The organism is Chryseobacterium ginsenosidimutans, assembly GCF_039536845.1.
Classification (GTDB): Bacteria; Bacteroidota; Bacteroidia; order Flavobacteriales; family Weeksellaceae; genus Chryseobacterium; species Chryseobacterium ginsenosidimutans_B.
On record NZ_BAAAZJ010000003.1, the window covers coordinates 1 to 24,260 of the forward strand.

The following is a 24,260-nucleotide window of genomic DNA, read 5'->3' on the forward strand; positions in this document are numbered from 1 at the left end:
TTCCCATAGTTACTTTTACCGTATAGTTTCCTGCATTTACAGGAGTGAAGGTATTTTGTGTAGCTCCCGTAATGGCAACCCCATTTAAATACCACTGATATGTTTCATAGCTGTCGTCTACCTCCAGGATAATTCCGGGAACGCATTCTCCGGTTTTTTTTGCGATCACAGGGATTGAAGAGAATCCTGCAAAGTATCCACCGTATCCTGCTGTACCATATCCACCGTTTACTCCGGCAGTTACCGCTTTCGTTGAGGTGATAGTTACATTCCCGGAAGGGTTTTCGATGGCATAAGTTACCCAGTTTGTATTTCCTGTTAACGGGTAAGGACCTTGTGCAGCAGTTGGAGTTGTAGGTGCTCCGCCATTAATGCTATAAGTAACAGCAGCTCCGGCTTCTGTTAAGATATTCAATTTTAAGAAAGTGATAGTAGAAGTTGCGATACCAGGCATTTCATTAATTTTACCCACCTCATCAATTTTTCTAGGTAAGAAACAGTTTAACGGCGGGATGTAATTGTATCCTCCATTATATGAAAACCCTTGTATTCCAATGAATTGATATAAATAAACATTTTTAGAGGTAGTCACAAACATATTATAGTGACCACTTCCCACAGTCTGTTCTACATAGCTGGTTTCATTAATTCTGTACCATTGCCCTTCATTAATAGTTGCAATAGGTGTAGTTGCACCGTTAATATAGATCTCCGTGTTATCTTCTGTTGCAATAACAATTCCGCCTTCCATATTTAAAGCAGGATTGGTAGCTTTGGTTTTTACCATAGCAAAGGTATTTCCCAGTCTCTCTACAGGAACCGACTGGTCCATAATTAAATCTGAGCCATCTATAGTACTTGTTCCAAAGTTTCCATTTGCGTTCCCGTTTGTAAGTGTCACGGGCTTGTCAGCGACTACTTTAGCTCCGATAAATCCGTTTTGGTTTGCGGTCGTAGAATGATTACCTGCTAAAATATACGATTGTCCTTTATTTAAAGTAAAAGACTGAGAGTTTCCTCCAGGAGTTCCTCCAATGAAAACCAATCCTGAAGTATTCCAGGATACAGTAACAAGAGTATTATCTTCTGTGGCTAAAATTCCGGACGTAAAATTATTACTTGCGCTGTTCGTTGAGTTAGGAGCTGCAGCAACGTAAAACTTTTTACCGATTCCTGCTTTTCCTTTTGAGGTGATGATTTCACCATGAGATCCCTGAGCGGATCTTAAAGTGCAGTAAAATGGCTTATCACCTTTTAAATATAGACCTTTTGTGCCTACAGTGAATGCATCTGCCGTTGTTGTTCCATTAATAAGATTAACAGGGACAGTGTAGGCTACAGGTGTTCCCTTAACAACTGATACTGTTTGAATTAAGTTATTGTTGTTATAAATCTTTACATCAAAAGGAGTCGTAGAGTCCGTTGAAAGATATACTGCATTTGTGTATCCCGATAAGGATGCATAAAAAGGAGCTATCCAATGGTCCGTATCCCTTTGTGCGAAAAGAGTATTAATGGTAAAGAACATTAATACAAAAGATAGTAGAAATCTTTTCATATACATGGTTTAGGATTTCTACAAATTTAAAATAATATCTGGTATATTGTTAATTAAATGTAAAGAATTTTTGGATTTCGTTAACGATTTTTAATTAATAGCCATCCTGAGTACGAAACTGGTAATTTGGTATCTGGCTCGATCCATCTTAATAGATACCAATAAGTCCCCGTAGATAACGGTCTTCCGTTTACCTTACCATCCCAGATATAGTCTTTATTAGTAGATTTATAAACCGGAGCTCCATAACGGTCTACAACTTCTATCGTAACATCCTGTTTAATTCTTAAATCAGAATAATTTAATACATCATTAAGGCCGTCTCCATTGGGAGTGATAGCGTTAATAAGATTTAGTACTAAAAATTCTTTAATTACGGGAGAACAGCCATCAGCTCCTAAAACATATGCTGTATGCATTCCTCTCGATAATCCTGTGAAAATGTTAGAAGATTGATAATCAATTCCATTTAATGAATATTGATAAGGAGGCGTTCCTCCTGAAACGGAAACAGTTGCGTTGTATCCTGAAACTTCAATTTTTGTAATCGTTGGAGATTGAGCTGTTGTAACATTCACAGTTTGGCGATAGATACAACCATTGAAACCTAAATCAACGTAATAACTTCCCACCCCTACATTTATCGATTGAGTTGTTGCACCTGTGCTCCATGCATATGAAGTGAAACCGGCTCCTGCGTCTAAAGTTGCTTTTTCATTTGCGCAGACAACCATATCTTTTAGTCTGTCAGATTTTTTTGGTGTTTTTAAAGTTATTGTTAAAACTCCGGTATTCGGACATTCTGTTGCACTTGTAAACCTAATATAAAACGTACTTATAGAAGTGATTGTCTGAATTGAAGAAATTGCATTAGTTCCTGCCTGAGCATTTGCCAAAGTAGAGTGGAAGGTTAAGGAAACTCCCGGATTTGTTGTAAATAAGTTTTTATAATCGTTAAGATTCACACTTTCAGAGCTGTTAATGTCATTATCGCAGACATCCGTTGTTGCTGTTCCGGTAAGTAGTGTAATTTTATTTCCGATCTTGAAATTAATCTGGCCAAAAGCAGCAGGACAGTTTCCGGCAAGGGCATCTACTCTCACATAAACTGTTGTATTGGTTGTATAAGTCCAGTTTACGGGTAAATTATTTGCATTTCCTGCATTAGCATCAGCTTGAAGTAGATAGTATCTTACATTAAAACTGGCAGAGTTTGTTACAATGACAGGTGTTATATTTGAAAAATTAACATTTACAATTCCATCAAAATTATCATCACAAAGTGTTGCGTTAAAATTACTTGTATTGATATTTGGAAGTGGAGTAGTCGTTAAAATAATCTGAGCCGCTTTTGTACATCCATATTGAGAGGTAACATTAGCATAAATTGTTCCGGCTGGTCCATTATAAGTGGCAGGAGCTGCAATTGGAGTTCCTGTCAATGTAGAATTTGTAAAATATTGAACCGTAGTTCCGGAATCTGGAGTAACATTCACCGAAGTAAGATTATAAGTTCCGTTTCCATTTGTATCGGCACAAGCGGCTAAAGATCCGTTTGTAGTTTGTAATACATCAATATTAACAATGATTTTAAAATATTCAAAATCAGCAGGGCTTCCGTTGCCTTCTACATAGTAGATGAATGAATCTGTTGCGTCGGCTGTAAGTCCGGGATTCGGAGTGTAAGTGATTTGCCCCGTTGTAGAATTTACTGTTGCTGTTCCCGAAGTTGGCGCCAGAATAATATTGGTATTAGAAGGTACAATTGTCTGTGTAGCAGTTGTAAAAGCTGGTGAAATTACTTTTGTGTTACAAGATCCGATATTATAAGTTGTTGTTGTAATCGGCGGACACATTGTATAGTTATAACCTGTTGTAAGCTTGGATTCGCAATTGTTTTTTGTAACTAGGCAAGTGTAAGTTCCTGCTCCATACAATTCAGGATTAATGGAATATGAAGTGGCACCCGAAATAAGAGTTCCGTTGAGATACCATTGATAAGCGTCATAAGTGTTATCTACCTGTAATAAGATTCCTAAATAACAGTCTCCTGTTTTTGAGATCACAGGAATTGAAGAAAACCCAGCAAAATATCCTCCATATCCAACAGCGCCGCTTCCTGCAGCAATTCCTGCGGTTACAGATTTTGTGGAATTTACTGTAATTGTTCCTGTAACACTTGGTACAGAATAAGTTACCCAGTTTGAGTTTCCATTTACCGGATAAGGTCCGTTTGCTGTTGCAATGGGATTTCCGTTTAATGTAACAGTTGCTCCTGTTTGAGTGATGATATTTAATCTTGTGCTGTAAGTCTGGCTTCCGATTCTGTTAATGAACCCTATTTCGTCAATTTTATTTGGCATAAAACAACTTAAGGGAGGAATGAAATTCATACCGCCGGTTGGATATTCATTACCGCTGGACACTCCTGCCAAAAACTGATAAACATAAATGTTTTTATTTGAAGAAATTCCCATGTTGTAATTTCCACTTCCCTGATTTATATAATTACTGCTTGGAACCATGTAATATTGTCCCGCATTCAGTGTAATTCCTGAAGTTACCCCGTTAATGGTTAATTGTGTATTGTTTTCAGTTGCAATCACTAAAGCTGTTTCCATTCCGGAAGAGACAGAGCCGTTACCTTTTACAACAACAAAGTCTTTTCCTAATCTGTCGACAGGAACAGCCTGATCCATCAATACATCATTATTGGTAAAATTTAAACTGGTATAAATACCATTAAAGTTTCCATTTGTAACAGAAATTGGTTTTGTGGCTTCGATTTTTGCTCCGATTAATCCATCAAGATTATAACCTGAATCGGTGCTTGCCGCATCCATGACGTAAGATTGTCCTTTATTTAATGTAAAAGTTTTTGTGGGTGAAGAACTTCCATCCGAGAAAACTACATTCGGATTATATCCGGAAACTACTACTGATGTATTGTCTTCTGTAGCCGTAATTCCTATAGTTGAGTTTACATAATAAGCTACACCGGTTAAAGGTGCCATTCCTGCATAAAATGTTTTTCCAAGACCTGCTAAACCCTTAGATGTGATGATTTCCGCGTGATTTTGGAGTGAAAAACGATAATTAGCAAAGAATTTTTTTGAACCTTTTACATACATTCCCATCGAATTTGGTGTAAAAAGATCAGATTGATCGACAGTAATCAAAAAATAATTGGGAATAATTACTTCTGCAGGACTTCCTTTACTAACCTGTACGGTTGTATATAGTGTATTATTATTAAAAATCTGTACATCAAATGGTGTGGTTTCATTTGTAGACAGATATAAATATCCCTGAAGCCCAACATTTCCCGCTTTTGCCGCCATTGGAGCAAACCAATGATCTGTATCAAGCTGTGCATTGAATAATAAACAAAGAAAAGTGCAAATGGTTAGTAGTAGTTTTTTCATTTTTCTCAATAAGGGATGCAAATGTAAGTATTAAAAATCAATTTTTTACATAAATTTTGATAAGGAATTTCTATAATGTTCAGTATTGCTGAATATTTAATATTTTTTTAATATTTGCAAAGATCTCGTAATTGTGAATAAAAAAATCTCGGTGAAATTTTTCACCGAGATCAATATTTTTGTTTTGATAGAGGATTAAGCTAAGCTTACTCTTACAAATCCTGTTACTTTTAGGTCTCCGTTTACAGACTTTACATAATCAGCAACTGATACGCTTCCATCTTTAATGAAATCTTGGTGTACCAAAGTGTTGTCTTTGTAGAATCTCTGCATTTTACCTTTCAAGATATTATCGATAATGTTTGCAGGCTTACCTTCTTCAGTAAGTTTATGTCTTTCGATCTCTAATTCTTTATCGATAGTTTCCTGAGAAACTCTGGTTTCGTCAAGAGCGATTGGGTTCATTGCAGCAACCTGCATAGAAACAGCTTTCGCAGCTTCGTCACCTCCGTCTACTTTAGCAGAAAGAGCTGTGATGGCAGCGATTTTGTTTCCAGCATGGATGTAAGCTCCTAAGTAAGGACCTTCGATTCTTTCGAATGCACCGATCTCGATTTTTTCACCGATAACTCCTGTCTGCTCGATTAATTTATCAGCAACAGTAAGTCCGTGGAAATCTGTAGCTAAAAGTTCTTCTTTAGTAGCAGCAGTGATAGCCATTTCAGCTAATTCATAAGCAAGTTCGATGAAAGCTTCGTTTTTAGCAACGAAGTCAGTTTCGCAGTTAAGAGAAATAACAGCACCTAAAGTGTTGTCTTCGTTTACTCTTGCGATTACTGCACCTTCTGTAGACTCTCTGTCAGCTCTGTTAGCAGCAACTTTTTGTCCTTTTTTTCTAAGGATATCTACTGCTTTTTCGAAATCTCCTTCAGCTTCAACTAAAGCTTTTTTGCAGTCCATCATACCTGCACCTGTTTGGTTTCTCAATTTTGCTACGTCTGCAGCAGCTGGTGTATAAGACATAATATCTATTATTTTTTTTATTTAAGATTAGTATTAATTTTTAGCTTAATTTTAAAGCAGTGCAAAGATAATGATTTTAATGATAAACTAAAAAATGAGTTTTTGCGTTATTTGTTATATTTAATAAAATTTAAATGCTTAGTTAATGAAAAAAATATTTCTTCTTATATTTTTATGTATTTTCACTCTTGGTTTTTCGCAAAAAAAGAAAAAAGCCAAAACCAAAGCCATTGTAGAAAAAGAAACTACAATCATTTATACAGAAAGTGATGCTGAAACTTCGAAAGAAACAAGAGTAATTGCAGGTTTCTTAAAACAAAATCCAGGACACGCAAGAACAGAATTTTTTAAAAGAAGATTGATCGATATTATTATGGCAGGTAATTCTCCGGAAGCAAAACCTACGATCAAGACATTAAGTGAAGATAAGATCAAACAAATGGTTTTAGACAACAATAGTCTTAATAATTCTAAAACAATTGCAGCAAATGCGGGGGCAGCAGTTCCTGAAAGAACGGTTAATTATGCAAGTGTAGGAGGGGCGTCGAGTAAAAAATCGGGATCAAGCGAGCAAAATAAAAAAACAGCAGCAATGTTGACCCATCTTTTCAATAATGATCCGATGGATAGGGAAGCTTACATTAATATTAAAAACAGATCAAAATGTAATCTGATTGTAAAAATTAACGGGAAAAAATATTACAACCTTGATGTTCCTGCCAACGGACAAAATTTTTTACTGGTAGAAAAAGGAGAATATATTTTAACAACAATGGTTTGTGATGCAAAATACTCTTCTTTAAAGAAAATTAATAAGGATATTGAGATTGAATTAAACCTGAGTGACGATTAAAATATTACAGAAAATCAGACATAAAAAAACCGGTTAAGAAATTTTCTTAACCGGTTTTTATTTTTATCCTTTAAACTGCCCCATCGCAATGAATTTATCTTGTCTTTGGGTTTCAAGTTCTTGTCCTGTAAATTTTGAGAAAGCTTTAATATTTTGTAAAATTGAATTTTTCAAATTTAAAAAAGTTGTCTCAGTGTCGTAATGAGCTCCCCCAAGAGGTTCTTCCACAATTCCGTCGATGAATTTTTCTCTTAAAGCATCTTTTGGAGTAAGATTCAATGCGTTGGCAGCATCTTCTTTGTGATCCCAGTTTCTCCAAAGAATTGATGAGCAGCTTTCCGGTGCGATTACAGTGTACCAAGTGTTTTCCAACATGTATACTTTGTTACCGACGCCAATTCCTAATGCACCGCCACTTGCTCCTTCACCAATAATATAAGTGAAAATAGGAGTTTTAAGCATCGTCATTTCGAAAATATTTCTCGCAATTGCCTCACCTTGCCCTCTTTCTTCAGCTTCCAACCCTGGATATGCTCCCGGTGTATCTACCAAAGTTACCACAGGGATTTTGAATTTTTCAGCAAGTTTCATCAGTCGTAAAGCTTTTCTGTACCCTTCAGGATTCGGCATTCCGAATCTTCTGTGCTGTCTTTCTTTGGTTGTTCTCCCTTTTTGGGTTCCGATGATCATCACTTTCTGACCATCCAACGTAGCTAAACCGCCAATCATGGCAGGATCGTCTGCGAAATTCCTGTCTCCGTGAAGTTCCAAGAAACTTCCCTTATCTACCATTCCGTTGATGTAGTCTAATGTATATGGGCGATCCGGGTGACGAGACAGTTGTACTCTCTGCCAAGGCGTAAGATTAGAATAGATTTCTTTTTTCTTTTCTATGATCTTGTCCTCAATCTGGCTGCATGCTAATTTTACATCAACACCACTTTCTTCTCCTACTAAAGAACAAGTCTGAAGTTGATCCATGAGTTCTTTAATAGGGAGTTCGAAACTTAAATATTCCATTTCTTGAAGTAAATTAAATCTTTCAAATTTATGAAAAATTATGAGAATCTATTTAAAATTATTGATTGCATTGTTTATTCTGGAGATACTTTCCTCTTTACCAATAAGTTCCATAATGTCTGGAACGTCAGGACCTTTCAGTTCTCCAACTAAAGCTAAACGTAAAGGCATCATCACTTTACCCATTCCTAAGCCTTTGTTCTCCGCGAAATCATGTACGATTTGCTTTAAATTTTCAGCATTGAATTCAGTACCTTCAAGATTTGAAGCCAATTCCCCTAAAATAGCAGAAGTTTCTTCATTCCAGGCTTTTTTGGAAGCTTTTTCATCATAAGAAATCGGTGCTTCGAAGAAAAATTTTCCGTTTTCGTAAATATCTTTCGGGAACGTTGCTCTTTCTTTCATCAGATGAATAATCTTTAGTAATTTTCCATCTTCGATATTTAAATTTAAATCTGAATTTTTTAAAATTTGAAGCAATTCTTCGTCCAATTTTAATTGGATATATTGGTGATTAAACCATTCAGATTTTTCTTTACTGAATCTTGCCCCGGCTTTATGAACTTTATTCAGATCAAATTCTTTTGCCATTTCATCCAAAGACAAAATTTCTTTATCATCTGCAGGAGACCAACCCAATAAAGCAACCATATTGATGAAGGCTTCAGGAAGATAGCCGTTTTCTCTGTAACCTTTAGAGATATTTCCTGTTGCGGGATCTTTAAAATCTAAAGGAAACACAGGGAATCCGAATTTATCACCGTCTCTTTTGCTTAATTTTCCTGAAAGTCCTTTCTTTAAAAATTGTTTTACAGAAGCAGTGATTTCGTTGTCCTTTTCGTTTTCATTCAGCATAGATTTAAATCTCGGACTTTTCACTTCTGAAAAGAATGACTTAATAATTGCGGCAGATTCATCAAAAGAAAATTGACTGTTTTTCATCACAAATTCTTCGGTGAAAGATTTTGTAATACTGTCAATATTATCTTTATTAATTAATGTTGAAACATCTGGCTTTAAAATCAATGAAAGGTGAGCAAACTGTGGGGCTTCCCAACCCATTGCTTCATATAATAAAGTGTGTAAACCTAAAGATGGCAACCATTCTTCACCACGGATAACGTGAGAAATTTCCATTTCGTGATCATCGATGATATTGGCAAAGTGGTAAGTCGGCATTCCGTCGTTTTTAACTAAAACTTTATCGTCTAAAGTATTTGTATTTACAGAAGAATGTCCGCGAATGATATCTTCAAGATTTAAAGTTCTGTCAATCGGCATTTTAAATCTTACAACATACGGCGTTTTTTCATCCAATAATTTTTGAACTTCTTCTTCAGAAAGGGCAATACTATTTCTTAAAAGGTTTCTCGTTTTGTTATCATAAGAAAAAACATCTCCTTTTGCTTCAAATTCGGCGCGGATTGCATCCAATTCTTCTGCTGTATCAAAAGCAATATAAGCATAATCTGTTTTTAATATCTCTTCCGTATATCTGTCGTAAATATCTCTTCTTTCAGATTGTCTGTATGGAGCAAATTTCCCTCCTTTTTTAGGGCTTTCATCCGCAATGATTCCGCACCATTCTAATGCTTCTTCGATGTAATCTTCTGCTCCTTCTACATATCTTGCAGTGTCTGTATCTTCAATTCTCAATACAAACTCTCCACCCTGATTTTTAGCAAAAAGATAATCATATAATGCGGTTCTTACGCCTCCCAAATGCAAAGGTCCGGTAGGACTTGGAGCAAAACGAACTCTTACTTTCTCCATATCAATTAAAATTTTGATGCAAATTTACTTAAAATTATGTGTTTTTAAGAATGATTAATATCCAGGTTGTTGGGTTTCTTGATTTGAATATTTACTTTTGTATAAATTAAAAAGAAATATAATATGTTAGAAATAGGCGAAAGACCGTGGGGAAAATATTTTGTATTGGCGGATGAACCAAATTATAAATTAAAAAGGATTGAAGTAAATCCGGGACAGAAATTATCTTATCAATACCACCATAAAAGACAAGAGCAATGGACAATCATTGAAGGTGACGCAACTGTTGTTTTGGATGATAAAGAAATTAACCTGAAATATGGTGAAAGTATTTTCATCCCGCTTGGTGCAAGACATAGAATGATGAATCTTTCTGAAAAGCCTGTTGTTTTCATCGAAGTTCAGACAGGAACTTATTTTGGTGAAGATGATATTGTGAGAATTGAGGATGAATATGATAGGAGTTAAATACTTCTTTTCTACCAATTAATATAAAATTCCGAGGTACATTTTACTTCGGAATTTTAATATATTGGATATAGTTCATTTATATTAGTTCTAAAAAAATGTATAAATTTGGCTAAATTTAATTCTAAATGGAATGTAAAATCTGTAACCATGATTCTCGTAAAATTTTTGAGAAAACGGTTCTGTGCAAATACCCTGTAAATTATCATCAATGTTCGAATTGTGGTTTTGTACAGACCGATGAGCCTTTTTGGCTTGAGGAAGCGTACAATAATGCTATCACTTCGCTGGATATTGGAATTTTAATCAGAAATTCTTTTTTAATAAAGAATATTTCAAGAATAATTGATTCTTGTTATAGTGAAGGTAAGGTTTTTCTTGATTATGCAGGAGGATATGGTCTTTTTACAAGATCTATGAGGGATATAGGGTATGATTTCTACAGACAGGATGTTTATTGCGAAAATCTTTTTGCAAATTATTTCGATATAGAAGATACAGATATTAGTAAATTCGATATTGTAACAGCTTTCGAAGTATTTGAACATTTGCCTAAACCTCTTGAAGAGATTGAAGGAATTTTAAAGTACTCTGATCACCTAATTTTTTCTACCGAAGTAGTTCCGGACAGAACAGAAGATATAGAAAACTGGGTATATATCTCTCAGGAAACAGGTCAGCATATTGCCTTTTACTCTGAAAAATCTTTAGAAATCATTGCGAAAAAATTTAATAAAAATTATTACAGAAAAGGCAATCTGCATATTTATACAACCAAGACTTTTACTGAAGATCAAATAGAGTATGCTTTGAATGATGTGGACGTTAAAAAATCCTTTTTTGGTCTGAAAAAGAAAAAATATAAGAAAATGTTTAAGATTTGGAGAGAATCATATCAAATGAGAGATTATCTCCAAATCAAGAAAATTCTTAATTCATAAAATTTTATAAAAATAGATTGAGTGTATCCTGTAATTCGAAATTTTTCGTTCCGAGATCAATCATTTTGTACAATTTAGCAGGATCTCCTGATAATTTAAAGATCTCATTTTTTCTTACAAAATTTGGGTTTATCAGGACTTCCACTTTATGATTTGTAATCTTTGAGGATAAATTAATAACTTCTTCCAATGAATATGTTTTTCCGGAACATAAATTAACGATTTCCGATTTGTATTCACTTACTGCCAATTTATAGTAGCATTCAGTCACAAAATCAATAGAGTTGTATTCTCTGAAAACATTGATGTTTCCCAGTTCTATTGTTTTACTTCTTTCCTTAAACGCGTTTGTTATTTTAGGAATCACAAAATTAATGTCTTGCCCTGGAGCTGTATAATTAAAAGGTCTTGTTATAATAATAGGTAAAAAATCAAAATAATTTTTTGCAACCTGTTCCATTCCGAATTTGCTTATTCCATAATGATTATTTGGATTAGGACACATTGTTTCAGAGAGTTCATAATTTTCCTGATTCCCGTAAACAGTAGCACTACTTGCTAAAATTATTTTTTTAATGCTTTCTTTACCATGATTTTTAAGGGCTTCTAGCAGATTTTGTGTTCCTATAATATTTACACTATAAAAATCTTCAATATTAGGATGCCCTACGAATGATATTGCAGCCAAATGGATAACAATATTTGGCTGTAATTCGGTGATAATTTGTGATAGTTTTTCCTTTTCTAATAGATTACACGAAAAAATATTCTTTTCAGAAGTTTTATTATTAACAATTCCGAAGACTTCATATCCTTGAGATGCAAAATGGTTTGAAAGATATCTACCGGTAAAACCATTGATGCCTGTGATAAGAACTTTATTAGAAAGAGAATCCATTTTCATTTCTTTTCAAATCAGCATTTACCATGATAGAGCATAATTCATCCAAAGTGGTTTGAGGAACCCAGTTTAATAGTTCATTGGCTTTTTTTGCATCTCCAATCAATAACTCTACTTCTGCAGGTCTGAAATAATTTGGATTAATTGCAACTAGCAACTCATTAGTATCCTTGTTGTAACCTTTTTCATCAACACCTGTGCCTTTCCAAACAATGTCGATATTGATTTGTTTAAATGAAAGCTCCACAAAAGCTCTTACGGTAAAGGTTTTATTTGTTGCCAAAACGAATGTTTCAGGATGTTCATACTGAAGCATCTTGTACATTCCTTCCACATATTCTTTAGCATATCCCCAATCTCTTTGAGCATCTAAGTTACCCAACTCTAAAATATTTTGTTTTTTTAAGGCTATTTTAGCAACGGTATCTGTAATTTTTCTTGTCACAAATTCTCTACCTCGTAACGGAGACTCATGATTAAATAAAATACCACTTACGCCGAATATATCATAACTTTCTCTGTAATTGATGGTTGCCCAATGTGCAAATAATTTAGAAAAACCGTATGGGCTTCTTGGATAAAACGGAGTGTCTTCTGTTTGAGGAACCTGCTGAACTTTTCCGAACATCTCCGACGTACTTGCCTGATAGAATTTTATTTTAGGATTGATAATTCTTATCGCTTCCAACAGATGTAAAGCTCCGATCCCTGTAGTTTGTGCAGTTGATAAGGGTTGATCAAAAGAGACACCAACAAAACTCTGGGCTGCTAAATTGTAAATCTCATCTGGTTGTACTTTGTCAATTAGTCTTATGTTACTTGTCTGATCATTCAGATCATATTCTAATAAATGCAAATTGGGATTATCCTGAATACCAAGTTCTTCGATTCTCCAAAAGTTCATAGAGCTTGATCTTCTGTAAGTTCCGAATACTTCATACCCTTTTTCTAGTAATAATTGCGACAGATAAGCTCCATCCTGACCTGTAATCCCTGTTATAATTGCTTTTTTCATATAAACTAATTAACGATTTTGCAAATTTACGTTTTTTCGATAAACACAGAACCAAAATATACAAAAACGATTATCTTTGCAGTTAAATACTTATTTAGAAGACGGAAAACATAAACTTTTATTATGGAAAAAAAATTAGGAGTAAATGTATTTGGTTTCATTGGAGGTGAATTTGGTTTGGGGGAAGCTGTAAGATTAATTATAAAGGCACTAAATAAAGCCGAAATTCCTGTTTCATTAATTAACTATGACATTAAAACTAATCATCGACATGAAGATAGTACGTTTAAAGATTATAGTAATGATGCTGTATATCCTATTAATTTGGTTTTATTAGGACCATCTGAAGGTAAAAAAATATTGGCACATTATCCAGAACATTTCTTTAAAAATAAGTATAATATTTTTTATCTTAATTGGGAATCGGAATATATTCCTCAGGAATATGTTGATAATCTAAATTTTTATGATGAAATATGGGTTCCTGCTCAATATTGTAAAGATATTTTGGTTAAGTATTGTGACCTTCCAGTTAATGTAATTCCTTATCCCATTGAAATTGAAGTTGATGATAAGAAGGACGAAGAATCAGAAAACTTTTATAATAATGATTCTTTTAATTTCTTTTTTATGTTTGATTACAACAGTACATTAGAAAGAAAAAATACGCTTAATCTAATCAATGCATTTGAAAAAGCTTTTGGTAAGACAGATAAAAGTGTTTCCTTGACCATTAAAACATCAAAATCTACCAAATTTGCAAAAGAAAGAGAACTGCTTGAATCTCGTATCAGTGGATTTCAAAATATAAAAATTGTAGAAAAAATATACGATAAGCAAACTTTATATAAGATTATAAGAGGATGTGATGCATATGTTTCTTTGCATAGATCAGAAGGTTTCGGGCTTACAATGGCAGAAGCTATGTTTTTTGGTAAGCCTGTAATTGCAACAAATTACTCCGGAAATCTTGAGTTTATGAATGATGAAAACAGCTTTTTAGTTGATTTTAAAAAAGCTAAAATAGATTCGTCAATTATTAACTATGATAGCAATACGGTTTGGTCTGAGCCAAATGTAGATCATGCTGCTGAACTTATGAAGCAGGTAAAGGAAAATTCAGATATAGTAAAAAATAAGGCAGTGAAAGGACAGGAAACTATGCTTAGTGATTTTTCTGTAAAAAAAATAGGAGAAATTGTAAACACCAGAGTAAATAACATTATTAAGACTTTCGAACCAAATCCTATAAAGAATGAATTGATCAATTTATTTATTGATAATGAAAAAATGAAACATGAATTATACATTCTTAAGAAAAGTAAACTGGTAATGTTTATTTATAATATCAAATTGTATTTCAGAAACCGGAAAAAACAAAAATAAAACTTATATTTTCCCCAAAATTTTGTACAAAACGAAAAGAATAAAGTTATCAGACTTTAATTCTTCTGTAATTTCATTTCTTTTTGCTTGAATATTTAACAATATACTATTGAATATTTTGTTATCTGTTGATAAATAAACTTCTTTTAGTTTTCTTTCTCTTCTTTTCAATCTTTTCAAAAAAGATAATTTTACGGATGGATTTTTAGAATATTCTTGGCTGTAAAATTTTTTTAAAAGGTCTTTTTTAGAAAAGTCATTTTTTTCCACAAAAACACCTCCTACTTGCTGATTTTCATGAAATCTGTAGCTGAATAATTTATCATCTATCATAGCGAATTTATTTTCATAAGCAGCTATTAATGCAATCCATTCATCATGATGAAAACCTTCAATTTCAGGAATTGGTAAAATATTTTCTATAAATTCTCTTCTTATGGCCATGCTTGCTCCTGTTGCAATATTGGAGATAAATGCAATTATTTCATAATAATTTACAATTTCGTTTTTTTCTTTAAAAAACTTAGGAATGTCCCAAATTGTATACTGATCAATTTTTTTACTATTTTCATTTATTATAAAACCATTAGAACATATTACGGATATATCAGAATGATTTTCAATAAAATGACAATAAGTTTTTACCTTTTCTCTTTCCCAAATATCATCCTGATCGCTTAAAAATATTATATCACCAGTACAAAGAGCAATGGCTTTTTCAAAATTTTTTACACTTTTCAGGTTTTTTTTATTGATATGAATTTTGAAAATTTCCGGATATCGATTTTTGTAATTTTGTAGAATTTCAATAGTAGAATCGACAGACCCATCGTCACAAATTACAATTTCGGAAACTTTTTGAGTTTGTTTTAGAATAGAATCAATTTGTTCCCGGATAAACTTTTCTCCGTTATAAGTGCAAAGAGCTATTGATATTTTCATGATTTTAGATTAAAAATCTTATCTACCCAAAAGTCTAGAGTATATTGACAATAAATATCTTCAGGAATTTTCTCGTAAGGTAATTCAAAAAAAGATTGATCAAGATTGCTGCAAGTTTCATTCAAAACCAAAATATTATTTGGATTGTAAAAATCATAACTTTTTATAAATTCATTATCGGTTATAATCTTTTTTTCCAGTGCCATCGCTTCAAATACTCTAAAACTTAATCCATATTGATTTTCTCTCGTAAGATCTAAAAGAGCTTTTGAATTCTTATAATATTCAGGAAGTTTTTCGTGGCTTATTTTTTTAATACTGAAAATAATATGTAGATTTTCAGGAACCTGAATGAAAATATTTTTTAATTGATGTTTCCAGCCTTTTTTTCCAATAACAATGATCTGAAATTTTAAAGCTAATTCTAAAAGTCTTTTTGTAAGATGCTTAATGAAATCAACTCTTTTGTTATCATAAGAAGTGATGTAAAAAAGATCCATTTCAGGATTTTGTTTTTTATAGCATAGGTGAGGTAAATATATATAATTTGTTAATTTTTCAAAATCATATTTTTTCACATCTTCAATGTCGAAAGAGAAAATTTTATCAAAAAGACATAACTTTTCTTGCTCCACAGGAAATCTGTCTAAACTATCATAGAGGTAGGTGATAAGTCTGTCTGAATATTGTCTGATTTTCTCTAATGTAGATAGATCAAAAGTGTCGGGATTTAAGACTAGGATCTGATCCTGATGTCCAAGTTGTTCTAGAGAATCTAAGACAAATTTTTGTCTCTTTTCTGTTTTTAGATTTTTATTGAAGAAAATTTTGCTTACCGCATTCGTTGCCCTTTCACTAAAATTAGAATGTGTGACATCGCCAATTTTAATGTGGTGAGCGTCGATACCCTTCGAGCATAAAGCTTCTACAATATGAGCATCATACCCCCAAAAATCGAAACTGATTACACAAACCTTCATTCAACTAATTTTGCTCTTTTAATGATTCATAAGTTTCAAACACACTTAATGACTGCAGATAAGAAAGTTGATACCCTTCTTTTCCGTCCAGGATACCTAAACGCAAAATGTATGCCTTAAAAAATTTAAAGACGGTTTTGGAATATTGAATTAAAAGATTGAATTTTTTTCCTTTTGCAGCCAATTCTTGTCCTTTAAGAACTCCATAATGAATCATTTTCTTTTTATAAGACTCATAATCTGCAACGGAATAATGAAGTAATTTATTTTTTAAAATTCCCACTGTCCCTTTTACGTTTAAGGTTTCATGTACTTTTTTCCCTTCAATATATCTTGCTTTTGATTTTCTGAAAAGTCTGAAATTTTTATCAGATTGTGTTCCTGAAAAATGAATTGGCTTACCGGCAAAAAAGAATTTTCTATAAAAGTAATAGGCATCTTTTTGCTCTTTTTTATTTAATTCTTTAATAATTTCTTTTCTTAATTTAGGGGTAATTCTTTCATCACCGTCGAGAAAAAGAACCCAATCGTTTTTTGCAGCATCCAGTGCCAGATTTCTTTGTTTCGTGAAGTCTTCAAACTTATGCTGAATAACCTTTACATTAGGAAACTTTTGTACTATTTCTACAGTTTTGTCTGTGCTGAATGAATCTACAACGATTATTTCGTCGCAAAAATTGAAACATTCGATAACTTGCTGTATGTTTTTTTCTTCGTTATATGTTATGATTAAACCACTTATACCCATTGCAGCATTTTGTCTCATTCAGAAATAGAATTAATAATTTCTTAATTTTAAAACAGTTTTAGTCTACCAAAGATAAGTTTTAATTTGAATTTTATTAGCGAATCTTTTCCTTTTATGTCTATTCTGCACAGTTCATAAGGTTTTTGCGTAGGAAAATAATTAATTTTATTTCCTATTCTTACTGCAAATTCGATCCCTGTATTCTTTAAAACAGAAAAAAGATTCGCTTTTTTCGAATTTTTCTTGTCATATTTTCCGTACGGATAAGCGAGAACTTTTGAATAGGTGATGTTTTCAGAATCAAGGATTTGCATATTATTTTTCAGATCTTTTTCTATACTGTCGGCAGACATATTTCTGAAATTTTGATGATTGTGGCTGTGAAGAGCAATTTCAAAATAATTTTCATTTAAACTTCTGATCTCTTCGAAAGTCATCATTTCATATTTTTTGTATCCTTCCTGAATAAATTTGGTTGAAATGAAAATTGTAGCCTTCAGATTATATTTTTCCAGTAATGAAGGTAAATAATCAAAGTTATTTTTATATCCGTCATCAAAGGTAAGAATAATACTTTTTTTAGCCGAGGTATGTATCTCATTGAAAAATTTTGCCGAGTAATTGTTTTTATTTAAATAGACAAATTGCTGTTCAAGATTTTCAAGGCTTACAGTAAGATCTTCATGAGTTTGTTTTTCTATCTGATGATACATCAGAATAATGAGCCTGTTTTTTGGCACAAGAAAAAGATACAGTCTGAAATAGACGATAATGAATAGTATTAGTAAAAATAAGCAGATAGGTAAGATCATGTTACTTTGATGTGCTTTTTTTTAAGTTCTATTAATTTTATCTTTTCGCGTAATTTTATGTATTTCAGAAAGGTGTAATAAGACATCGTTTTGGCAACATAAAATCCGGCAAAACCATCCAGAAAACCCAATCTGATGAAAAATACCTTGTTAAATTCATAAAAAGGACTTAAAATAACTTTATAGCGCTTGATTTTTTTACCTCTTTCAAACATTTTTTCAGCCATCATATCCGAATATCTATTAATCTTCGTAACATGGTGGTGAATACTTTTGTAGGTGTAATGATCGATATTTCCCTTTAATATTCCGGATTTTTCATCTGTGATTAAAAACTCATGCACTTTATCATCAGAATATCTTGCTGCATTTCTCTTGAAAAGTCTTTCCCGAACGACATTCCCCCAACCTCCGTGCTTGATAATATAAATACCCAGATGATTAATAAATTTTGCATTATAAACATTAAAATCAGTATTCGGAGAGGTAACAATGGCGAGGATAGATTCTTTCATTTCCTTATTGGGAACTTCATCTGCATCTAAAAAGAGCACCCAGTCTTGAGTACATAAACTAAGGGCATGATTTTTTTGCTCTCCATACCCATTGAATTGTTTCTCAAAGAATTTTACCTGAGGATATCTTGCACAAACTTCTTTTGTTTTATCAGTAGAAAAGCTATCTACAATAATAATTTCATCAGCTGAATCTGAAAAAGTATCCAAAAGTCTGACAATATTGTCTTCCTCGTTATAAGTAATGACAGCAAGCGATAGGGCCATTTTTTATTTAAATTCTAAAACAGTTTTCTCAATAATTCTCACACAATCCAGTAATTGTTCTTCAGTAATGACCAATGGCGGAGCTAGTCTGATGATATTTCCGTGAGTTGGTTTTGCCAGTAATCCGTTTTCTTTTAATTTTAAACAAATATTCCATGCTGTGGAGCTTTCCGGAGTGTCATTGATTAAAATAGCATTTAACAAACCTTTTCCTCTCACCTTTGTAATTAATTCTGATTTATCAATTACTTTTTCAATTTCAGCTCTGAATAATTTTCCTAATTCTTCTGCTCTTTCAGAAAGATTTTCCTCTTCAACAACATTTAAGGCAGCAACTGCAACTGCACATGCAATTGGGTTTCCTCCAAAAGTAGAACCGTGTTGCCCGGGTTTGATCACATTCATGATCTCGTTATTTGCTAAAACAGCCGAAACCGGATACATTCCACCAGAAAGCGCTTTTCCTAAGATTAAAATATCAGGCTGTACATCTTCGTGATGACATGCAATTAATTTCCCTGTTCTTGCAATTCCTGTTTGAACTTCATCAGCAATGAAAAGAACGTTGTATTTTTTACATAATTCAGAAGCGTTTTTAAGGAAATTTTCATCCGGAACATAAACTCCCGCTTCCCCTTGAATAGGTTCAACTAAAAATGCAGCAATATTTTGAGCATCCTGAGCTAAAATTTCTTCTAAGGCTTTAAGATCATTGTAAGGGATTTTAATAAATCCAGGAGTGAAAGGACCGTAATTCTGATTCGCGTCAGGATCGTTTGAGAAAGAAACAATTGTGGTTGTTCTTCCGTGGAAGTTGTTTTCGCAAACAACAATTTTTGCCGCATTTTCAGTGATTCCTTTTACTTCATAGCTCCATTTTCTTGCTAATTTTACTGCAGTTTCCACCGCTTCAGCTCCGGAATTCATTGGTAGAACTTTATCAAAACCAAATAGAGTCGTTATTTTTTGTTCGTATTCTCCTAAGTTTGAGTTGTAAAATGCTCTTGAAGTAAGGGCTAATTTTTTTGCCTGCTCTACCAAAGCTTCTACAATTTTCGGATGAGAATGTCCTTGGTTCACAGCAGAATATGCTGAAAGAAAATCATAATATTTTTTGCCTTCCACATCCCAAACGAAAACACCTTCTCCTTTGTCTAAAACTACTGGAAGAGGGTGGTAGTTGTGTGCGCCGTGTTTGTCTTCAAGGTCAATAAAATACTGTGAGTTTTTTGCTGTTTCTACTGTTGACATAAATTTAGGTTTTCCACAAATGTAAACATTATTAATGAGATGCATAAACAGAAACCAGATACTAAGGAAGGGCTTGATTTAAGTGCATTTTTGATGTTAAAATAAATGCCTTAGAAAATATTGCCCAGATTAATAGAACGTTGTAGGTATTATATCTTTCGGGTAGAAATTTATTAATCATACCAATATTCCTTAATTACATCAATACCGGCTTTTTGAAAGGCTTTTTGTATTTCAATACCTAGATCATCATTTTGCTTTTCGCTGGAAAGATAAAGGAAAAACAGGTTTTCTTTTATGGTTTGTTCTTTTTCGTCGCCATCCGAGCTGATAACTTCTGTTGTAACAGCATCTTTTTCTGTTTCCAGAATGATTTGAATATCTTTTCCTATTTTTAAAATTTTATTAAGAGAAACTGTCTGTTTTATAATTTGATATCCGATAAGATATGGACTTGTTTTCTTTATCTGAAACGACAGGTTTTTATTATTATCAATACTGAATTCTTTAATAATACGTATGGTATCGCCATTAAAATTTGATGATTTAAGCTGATTTTTTACTTCTCTTTTCAACTCTCGATTCAGAATTTTAATGATTGTTTTTTCCTGAGCAAAAGTGATATTCCAAATCCCGAAGATTAGTATGAATGTCAATAATCTTTTTATATTATTTTGTTTCATTTTGTGTTTGTTTTTTATTTGGTTTAAAAGCGGCATGAATTTTTTTGATAATTTTAAGTAATGTCTAAAATTATAAATCTCACAATCAGTAAATTGTGGGATTTACAAATTATTTTAATTGATTTAATTTTTAATCCTTAAATTCTCCATAGCCTAGAAAACCAATTTTTTCTTCACTATCTGCATAGGTAACAAAAGAAGTTTTTTGACCTTTTTTACTCCATTGTTTTCTTGTAAAATCTACCCCGTCGATGACGTTTGAATGCTCTACGAATGTAAATCCGGCATCTCTAATTTTCATTTCTATAAAAGTGTTATTCATTGCTCCTGCGTAAAGCATTACAATCCCATCGATTTCGCCTTTCGGAGTATAGAGCACCTGCACTCGGCTAAACTCCGATTTGAAGTTATGAGCATCGCCATCTTCTCCTCCTTGTTCAACTTCGCCTACAGTATAACCTTTATCTTTCATGAATGAATTTATATTCTTCTTGGTAGAATTATGGAAAATATCCTGAACAAGCACCAGTTTTTCATTGTCGAATTTTGTCTGGCCAAAAAGGATGTTGGCAAATAGACAGAGCAATAGTAATTGTAAATTTTTCATGGTAACAGTTTTTAGGTTATAAATTATTGATAGAAAGGGTTTTATCAAATTTAAGCCAAACAGAAGAATGTCACAATCACACAAAAGGGCTATTTTTTTAAGAAAATTTTAAGAGTTTAAATAGTTTTGAAATATATTTTCTTTATAATCAATTCAATTTTCAGGCATAAAAAAACTGCCTCAAAAAGAGACAGTTTCAATGTTTTATTTTTAAAATAATCTTAATGATTATCGTATTTTCTATCCATTACAAAATCTTCCATGAATTTTGTCGTATAGTTTCCTGCAAGATAATCTTCATTATCCATTAATTGTCTGTGGAAAGGGATCGTAGTTTTTACTCCTTCAATATAGAATTCTTCCAAAGCTCTTCTCATTTTTGCAATAGCTTCCTCACGAGTTTGTGCTGTTGTAATCAATTTTGCAATCATTGAGTCATAGTTGGAAGGAATTGTATATCCTGAATATACGTGAGTATCAACTCTTACACCGTGTCCACCAGGAATGTTTAGTCCTGTGATTTTCCCCGGAGAAGGTCTGAAATCAGCGTAAGGGTCTTCAGCGTTGATTCTACATTCGATTGAATGCAATTTCGGATAATAATTAATTCCGGAAATAGGAGTTCCTGCTGCCAAAAGAATTTGTTCTCTGATCAGATCATAATCTATCACCTGCTCAGTAATTGGATGTTCTACCTGAATTCTTGTGTTCATTTCCATGAAATAGAAATTTCTGTGCTTGTCTACCAAGAATTCGATCGTTCCAACACCTTCATAAGAAATAAATTCTGCTGCTTTTACAGCTGCTTCACCCATTTTTTCACGAAGTTCGTCTGTCATGAATGGAGATGGAGTTTCTTCCGTCAATTTCTGGTTTCTTCTTTGTACGGAACAGTCTCTTTCGGAAAGGTGACAAGCTTTTCCAAATTGGTCACCAGCGACCTGAATTTCGATATGTCTAGGTTCTTCAATCAGTTTTTCCATATACATACCTCCGTTTCCGAATGCAGCCACAGCTTCCTGAATTGCAGATTCCCAATGATCTTTAAGGTCTTCAGCTTTCCAAACAGCTCTCATGCCTTTTCCACCACCACCTGCAGTTGCTTTGATCATGACAGGATATCCTGTTTCTTCAGCAATTTTTACAGCGTGTTCGTAAGATTCGATTAATCCGTCAGAACCGGGTACACAAGGTACACCTGCAGCTTTCATCGTAGCTTTAGCGTTTGCTTTATCTCCCATTTTTTCAATTTGCTCAGGAGAAGCACCAATAAATTTGATGCCATTTTTCTGACAGATTCTTGAGAAGTTAGCATTTTCAGATAAGAATCCGTAACCCGGGTGGATGGCGTCTGCATTTGTGATTTCTGCAGCAGCAATAATATTAGGGATTTTTAGGTATGAGTCTTTACTCATTGCAGGACCAATACAAACAGCCTCGTCAGCAAATCTTACATGAAGACTGTCTTTGTCGGCAGTAGAATATACTGCAACAGTTTTGATTCCCATTTCTTTACAAGTACGTAAAATACGCATTGCAATTTCGCCACGATTGGCAATTAATATTTTTTTGAACATCTTCTTTAATTTGAAAATTAGATAATTTGAAAAATTAGATAATGTTATTTTAATGTAGAATTTAATCTAACATCTAATGTCTAACATCTAACTTCTAATTAAGATGGATCTACTAAGAATAAAGGTTGGTCGTATTCTACAGGAGTAGCATCGTCAACTAAAATCTTAACGATTTTTCCGCTTACTTCAGAGTCTATCTGGTTGAATAATTTCATTGCTTCAATTACACAAACTACTTTTCCTACAGAAACTTCGTCTCCTACGTTTACGAATACATCTTTATCTGGAGATGGCTTTCTGTAGAAAGTACCGATCATTGGAGACTTGATGGTGATATATTTGCTGTCATCAGACGCAGCTTCAGCTTTTTCAACAGGTGCAGATGCAGCAACCGGAGCTTGTGCAGGAGCCGCCATTTGTTGAGGAGCAGTGTGGTAAACTGCAGGTTGAGCATATACAGCGTCGCTTCCGGCTAATGGAGTTTTAATAGTGATTTCGAAATCTTTAGTTTTGTACTTCACTTCAGAAACTTCAGCCTTAGATACAAACTTGATAAGATTTTGGATGTCTTTAATGTCCATAAATTTGATATTTGATTTTGTCCCAAAGATACCAAAAAAACATAAAAAACAACAAAAAACCGCCAGATTTTATAAAAATCGGGCGGTTTTTGTATAAAAACGAGTGTTTTTCAATGAAAAGCGACTCTTAGTTTTCTTCAGTAGTTGCTACTTCTTTTTCCAATACTACTTTTCCTCTGTAGTATAGTTTTCCTTCATGCCAGTGAGCTCTGTGGTATAGGTGAAGTTCTCCTGTTGTTGCATCTTTCGCCAATTGAGGAACTACAGCTTTATAGTGAGTTCTTCTCTTATCTCTTCTTGTAGACGACTGTCTTCTCTTTGGATGTGCCATTTTGTAATAACTTTTTTAATTGATGAGCGATGAGATTCATCATCTCATCATTAAACTATTTAATTTTTATTCTTTAAATTTTTTAGTGCGTCCCATCTCGGATCGCTTTTTTCTTCTTCAGCTTCTTTTGGACTGAATTTTTCAAGAATTTCCAGATCTTCATCGCTTACGTTCGGTGATATCTTTTTCATTGGAATTGAAAGTACCACGCTTTCGTAAATCAATTGTGCAATATTGAAGGCATGGTCGTTGGCAGGAACTGTGATAACATCTTCTTCGCTGTCATCATATTCTTCTCCAAACTTTACCAAAACCCTGATCTGGTTTTCAATAGGATGATCAAAATTGTCGTTGGTAATATCACAAACCAATTCTACAGTCCCATTTACTTTTATATCAAATTCTAAAAAAGTAGAATGTTTATCTAATAAAACATCTGCTGTAATTTTAGGATTTGTAAATTCCTGCTCAGTATCAAATAATTGAAAGAACTCTCTATCTATCTCAAATTTGAACTGATGTTTCCCGGTTTTCAGTCCGGAAAAGCTTACGTCATAGTTTCTTAACTTGTCCATAAAATGAGTGTGCAAAAATATGCAATTT

General features: G+C 33.2%; 23 protein-coding genes. 4 read left to right on the forward strand and 19 right to left on the reverse strand.

The features are described 5' to 3' along the window. The 3 genes from ABD745_RS00105 to tsf form a co-directional block, all read right to left on the reverse strand. A partial coding sequence (locus ABD745_RS00105; RefSeq protein ID WP_344823293.1) for an IgGFc-binding protein occupies positions 1–1,558 on the reverse strand: 1,558 nt, incomplete at its 3' end. A gap of 80 nt (positions 1,559–1,638) precedes the next feature. Continuing rightward, positions 1,639–4,983, reverse strand: coding sequence for a T9SS type B sorting domain-containing protein (locus ABD745_RS00110; RefSeq protein ID WP_344823296.1), 3,345 nt, complete (start codon positions 4,981–4,983; stop codon positions 1,639–1,641). A gap of 195 nt (positions 4,984–5,178) precedes the next feature. Continuing rightward, complete coding sequence (gene tsf, locus ABD745_RS00115) at positions 5,179–6,006, reverse strand: translation elongation factor Ts (protein WP_047399252.1); 828 nt, start codon at positions 6,004–6,006, stop codon at positions 5,179–5,181. Positions 6,007–6,151: 145 nt separating this feature from the next. Between tsf and ABD745_RS00120 the strand changes: the two genes are divergently transcribed. After that, positions 6,152–6,859: a DUF6759 domain-containing protein gene (locus tag ABD745_RS00120; protein ID WP_344823304.1), complete on the forward strand. Its 708-nt coding sequence runs from the start codon at positions 6,152–6,154 to the stop codon at positions 6,857–6,859. Positions 6,860–6,922: 63 nt separating this feature from the next. Here ABD745_RS00120 and ABD745_RS00125 read toward each other — a convergent pair whose 3' ends face one another. Further along, positions 6,923–7,879 carry an acetyl-CoA carboxylase carboxyltransferase subunit alpha gene (locus ABD745_RS00125; protein WP_344823307.1) on the reverse strand — a complete coding sequence of 319 codons (957 nt, stop codon included), beginning with the start codon at positions 7,877–7,879 and terminating at the stop codon, positions 6,923–6,925. A gap of 48 nt (positions 7,880–7,927) precedes the next feature. Further along, positions 7,928–9,652, reverse strand: a complete 1,725-nt coding sequence (gltX, locus tag ABD745_RS00130) for a glutamate--tRNA ligase (protein ID WP_344823310.1) — start codon at positions 9,650–9,652, stop codon at positions 7,928–7,930. A 123-nt stretch (positions 9,653–9,775) separates the two neighbouring features. On the opposite strand from gltX, the gene ABD745_RS00135 reads away from it, so the two are divergent. Continuing rightward, the gene (locus ABD745_RS00135; RefSeq protein WP_047399258.1) at positions 9,776–10,120 is read left to right on the forward strand and encodes a phosphomannose isomerase type II C-terminal cupin domain; all 345 of its coding nucleotides are present in this window, start codon (positions 9,776–9,778) and stop codon (positions 10,118–10,120) included. A gap of 128 nt (positions 10,121–10,248) precedes the next feature. Continuing rightward, positions 10,249–11,061, forward strand: coding sequence for a class I SAM-dependent methyltransferase (locus tag ABD745_RS00140; RefSeq protein ID WP_344823315.1), 813 nt, complete (start codon positions 10,249–10,251; stop codon positions 11,059–11,061). Between the two features lie 4 nt (positions 11,062–11,065). Here the strand turns inward: ABD745_RS00140 and ABD745_RS00145 are convergent, their stop codons facing one another. Together ABD745_RS00145 and gmd are read right to left on the reverse strand one after the other, a co-directional pair. Beyond that, positions 11,066–11,959, reverse strand: a complete 894-nt coding sequence (locus tag ABD745_RS00145) for a GDP-mannose 4,6-dehydratase (RefSeq protein WP_344823318.1) — start codon at positions 11,957–11,959, stop codon at positions 11,066–11,068. Then, positions 11,943–12,977, reverse strand: coding sequence for a GDP-mannose 4,6-dehydratase (gmd, locus tag ABD745_RS00150; RefSeq protein WP_344823323.1), 1,035 nt, complete (start codon positions 12,975–12,977; stop codon positions 11,943–11,945). The genes ABD745_RS00145 and gmd overlap by 17 nt, the downstream gene beginning before the upstream one ends. A 123-nt stretch (positions 12,978–13,100) precedes the next feature. On the opposite strand from gmd, the gene ABD745_RS00155 reads away from it, so the two are divergent. Beyond that, on the forward strand, positions 13,101–14,363 hold the full coding sequence (locus tag ABD745_RS00155; protein WP_344823328.1) for a glycosyltransferase: 1,263 nt from the start codon (positions 13,101–13,103) through the stop codon (positions 14,361–14,363). A 3-nt stretch (positions 14,364–14,366) separates the two neighbouring features. Here ABD745_RS00155 and ABD745_RS00160 read toward each other — a convergent pair whose 3' ends face one another. The 12 genes from ABD745_RS00160 to ABD745_RS00215 form a co-directional block, all read right to left on the reverse strand. Next, a complete protein-coding gene (locus ABD745_RS00160; protein WP_344823334.1) occupies positions 14,367–15,305 on the reverse strand; it encodes a glycosyltransferase family 2 protein in 939 nt (312 codons plus the stop codon). After that, positions 15,302–16,285, reverse strand: coding sequence for a WaaS/CpsH family glycosyltransferase (locus ABD745_RS00165; RefSeq protein ID WP_344823339.1), 984 nt, complete (start codon positions 16,283–16,285; stop codon positions 15,302–15,304). Before ABD745_RS00165 ends, ABD745_RS00160 begins: the two co-directional genes overlap by 4 nt. 4 nt (positions 16,286–16,289) lie before the next feature. Further along, positions 16,290–17,051, reverse strand: coding sequence for a glycosyltransferase family 2 protein (locus tag ABD745_RS00170; RefSeq protein ID WP_344823345.1), 762 nt, complete (start codon positions 17,049–17,051; stop codon positions 16,290–16,292). A 29-nt stretch (positions 17,052–17,080) separates the two neighbouring features. After that, positions 17,081–17,746, reverse strand: coding sequence for a polysaccharide deacetylase family protein (locus ABD745_RS00175; RefSeq protein ID WP_344823350.1), 666 nt, complete (start codon positions 17,744–17,746; stop codon positions 17,081–17,083). A gap of 95 nt (positions 17,747–17,841) precedes the next feature. Beyond that, complete coding sequence (locus ABD745_RS00180; protein ID WP_344823354.1) at positions 17,842–18,627, reverse strand: glycosyltransferase family 2 protein; 786 nt, start codon at positions 18,625–18,627, stop codon at positions 17,842–17,844. Positions 18,628–18,630: 3 nt separating this feature from the next. Further along, positions 18,631–19,878 carry an ornithine--oxo-acid transaminase gene (gene rocD / locus ABD745_RS00185; protein WP_344823358.1) on the reverse strand — a complete coding sequence of 416 codons (1,248 nt, stop codon included), beginning with the start codon at positions 19,876–19,878 and terminating at the stop codon, positions 18,631–18,633. Positions 19,879–20,051: 173 nt separating this feature from the next. Further along, on the reverse strand, positions 20,052–20,561 hold the full coding sequence (locus ABD745_RS00190; RefSeq protein WP_344823361.1) for a hypothetical protein: 510 nt from the start codon (positions 20,559–20,561) through the stop codon (positions 20,052–20,054). Between the two features lie 130 nt (positions 20,562–20,691). Further along, a complete protein-coding gene (locus ABD745_RS00195) occupies positions 20,692–21,147 on the reverse strand; it encodes a hypothetical protein (protein WP_344823364.1) in 456 nt (151 codons plus the stop codon). 242 nt (positions 21,148–21,389) lie between these two features. After that, positions 21,390–22,745, reverse strand: coding sequence for an acetyl-CoA carboxylase biotin carboxylase subunit (gene accC, locus ABD745_RS00200; protein WP_047399266.1), 1,356 nt, complete (start codon positions 22,743–22,745; stop codon positions 21,390–21,392). 98 nt (positions 22,746–22,843) lie between these two features. Next, on the reverse strand, positions 22,844–23,326 hold the full coding sequence (gene accB / locus ABD745_RS00205; protein ID WP_047399267.1) for an acetyl-CoA carboxylase biotin carboxyl carrier protein: 483 nt from the start codon (positions 23,324–23,326) through the stop codon (positions 22,844–22,846). Positions 23,327–23,453: 127 nt separating this feature from the next. Beyond that, positions 23,454–23,657, reverse strand: a complete 204-nt coding sequence (gene rpmF / locus ABD745_RS00210; protein ID WP_007843326.1) for a 50S ribosomal protein L32 — start codon at positions 23,655–23,657, stop codon at positions 23,454–23,456. Positions 23,658–23,716: 59 nt separating this feature from the next. Continuing rightward, the gene (locus ABD745_RS00215; protein WP_344823374.1) at positions 23,717–24,232 is read right to left on the reverse strand and encodes a YceD family protein; all 516 of its coding nucleotides are present in this window, start codon (positions 24,230–24,232) and stop codon (positions 23,717–23,719) included. Positions 24,233–24,260: the final 28 nt, after the last annotated feature.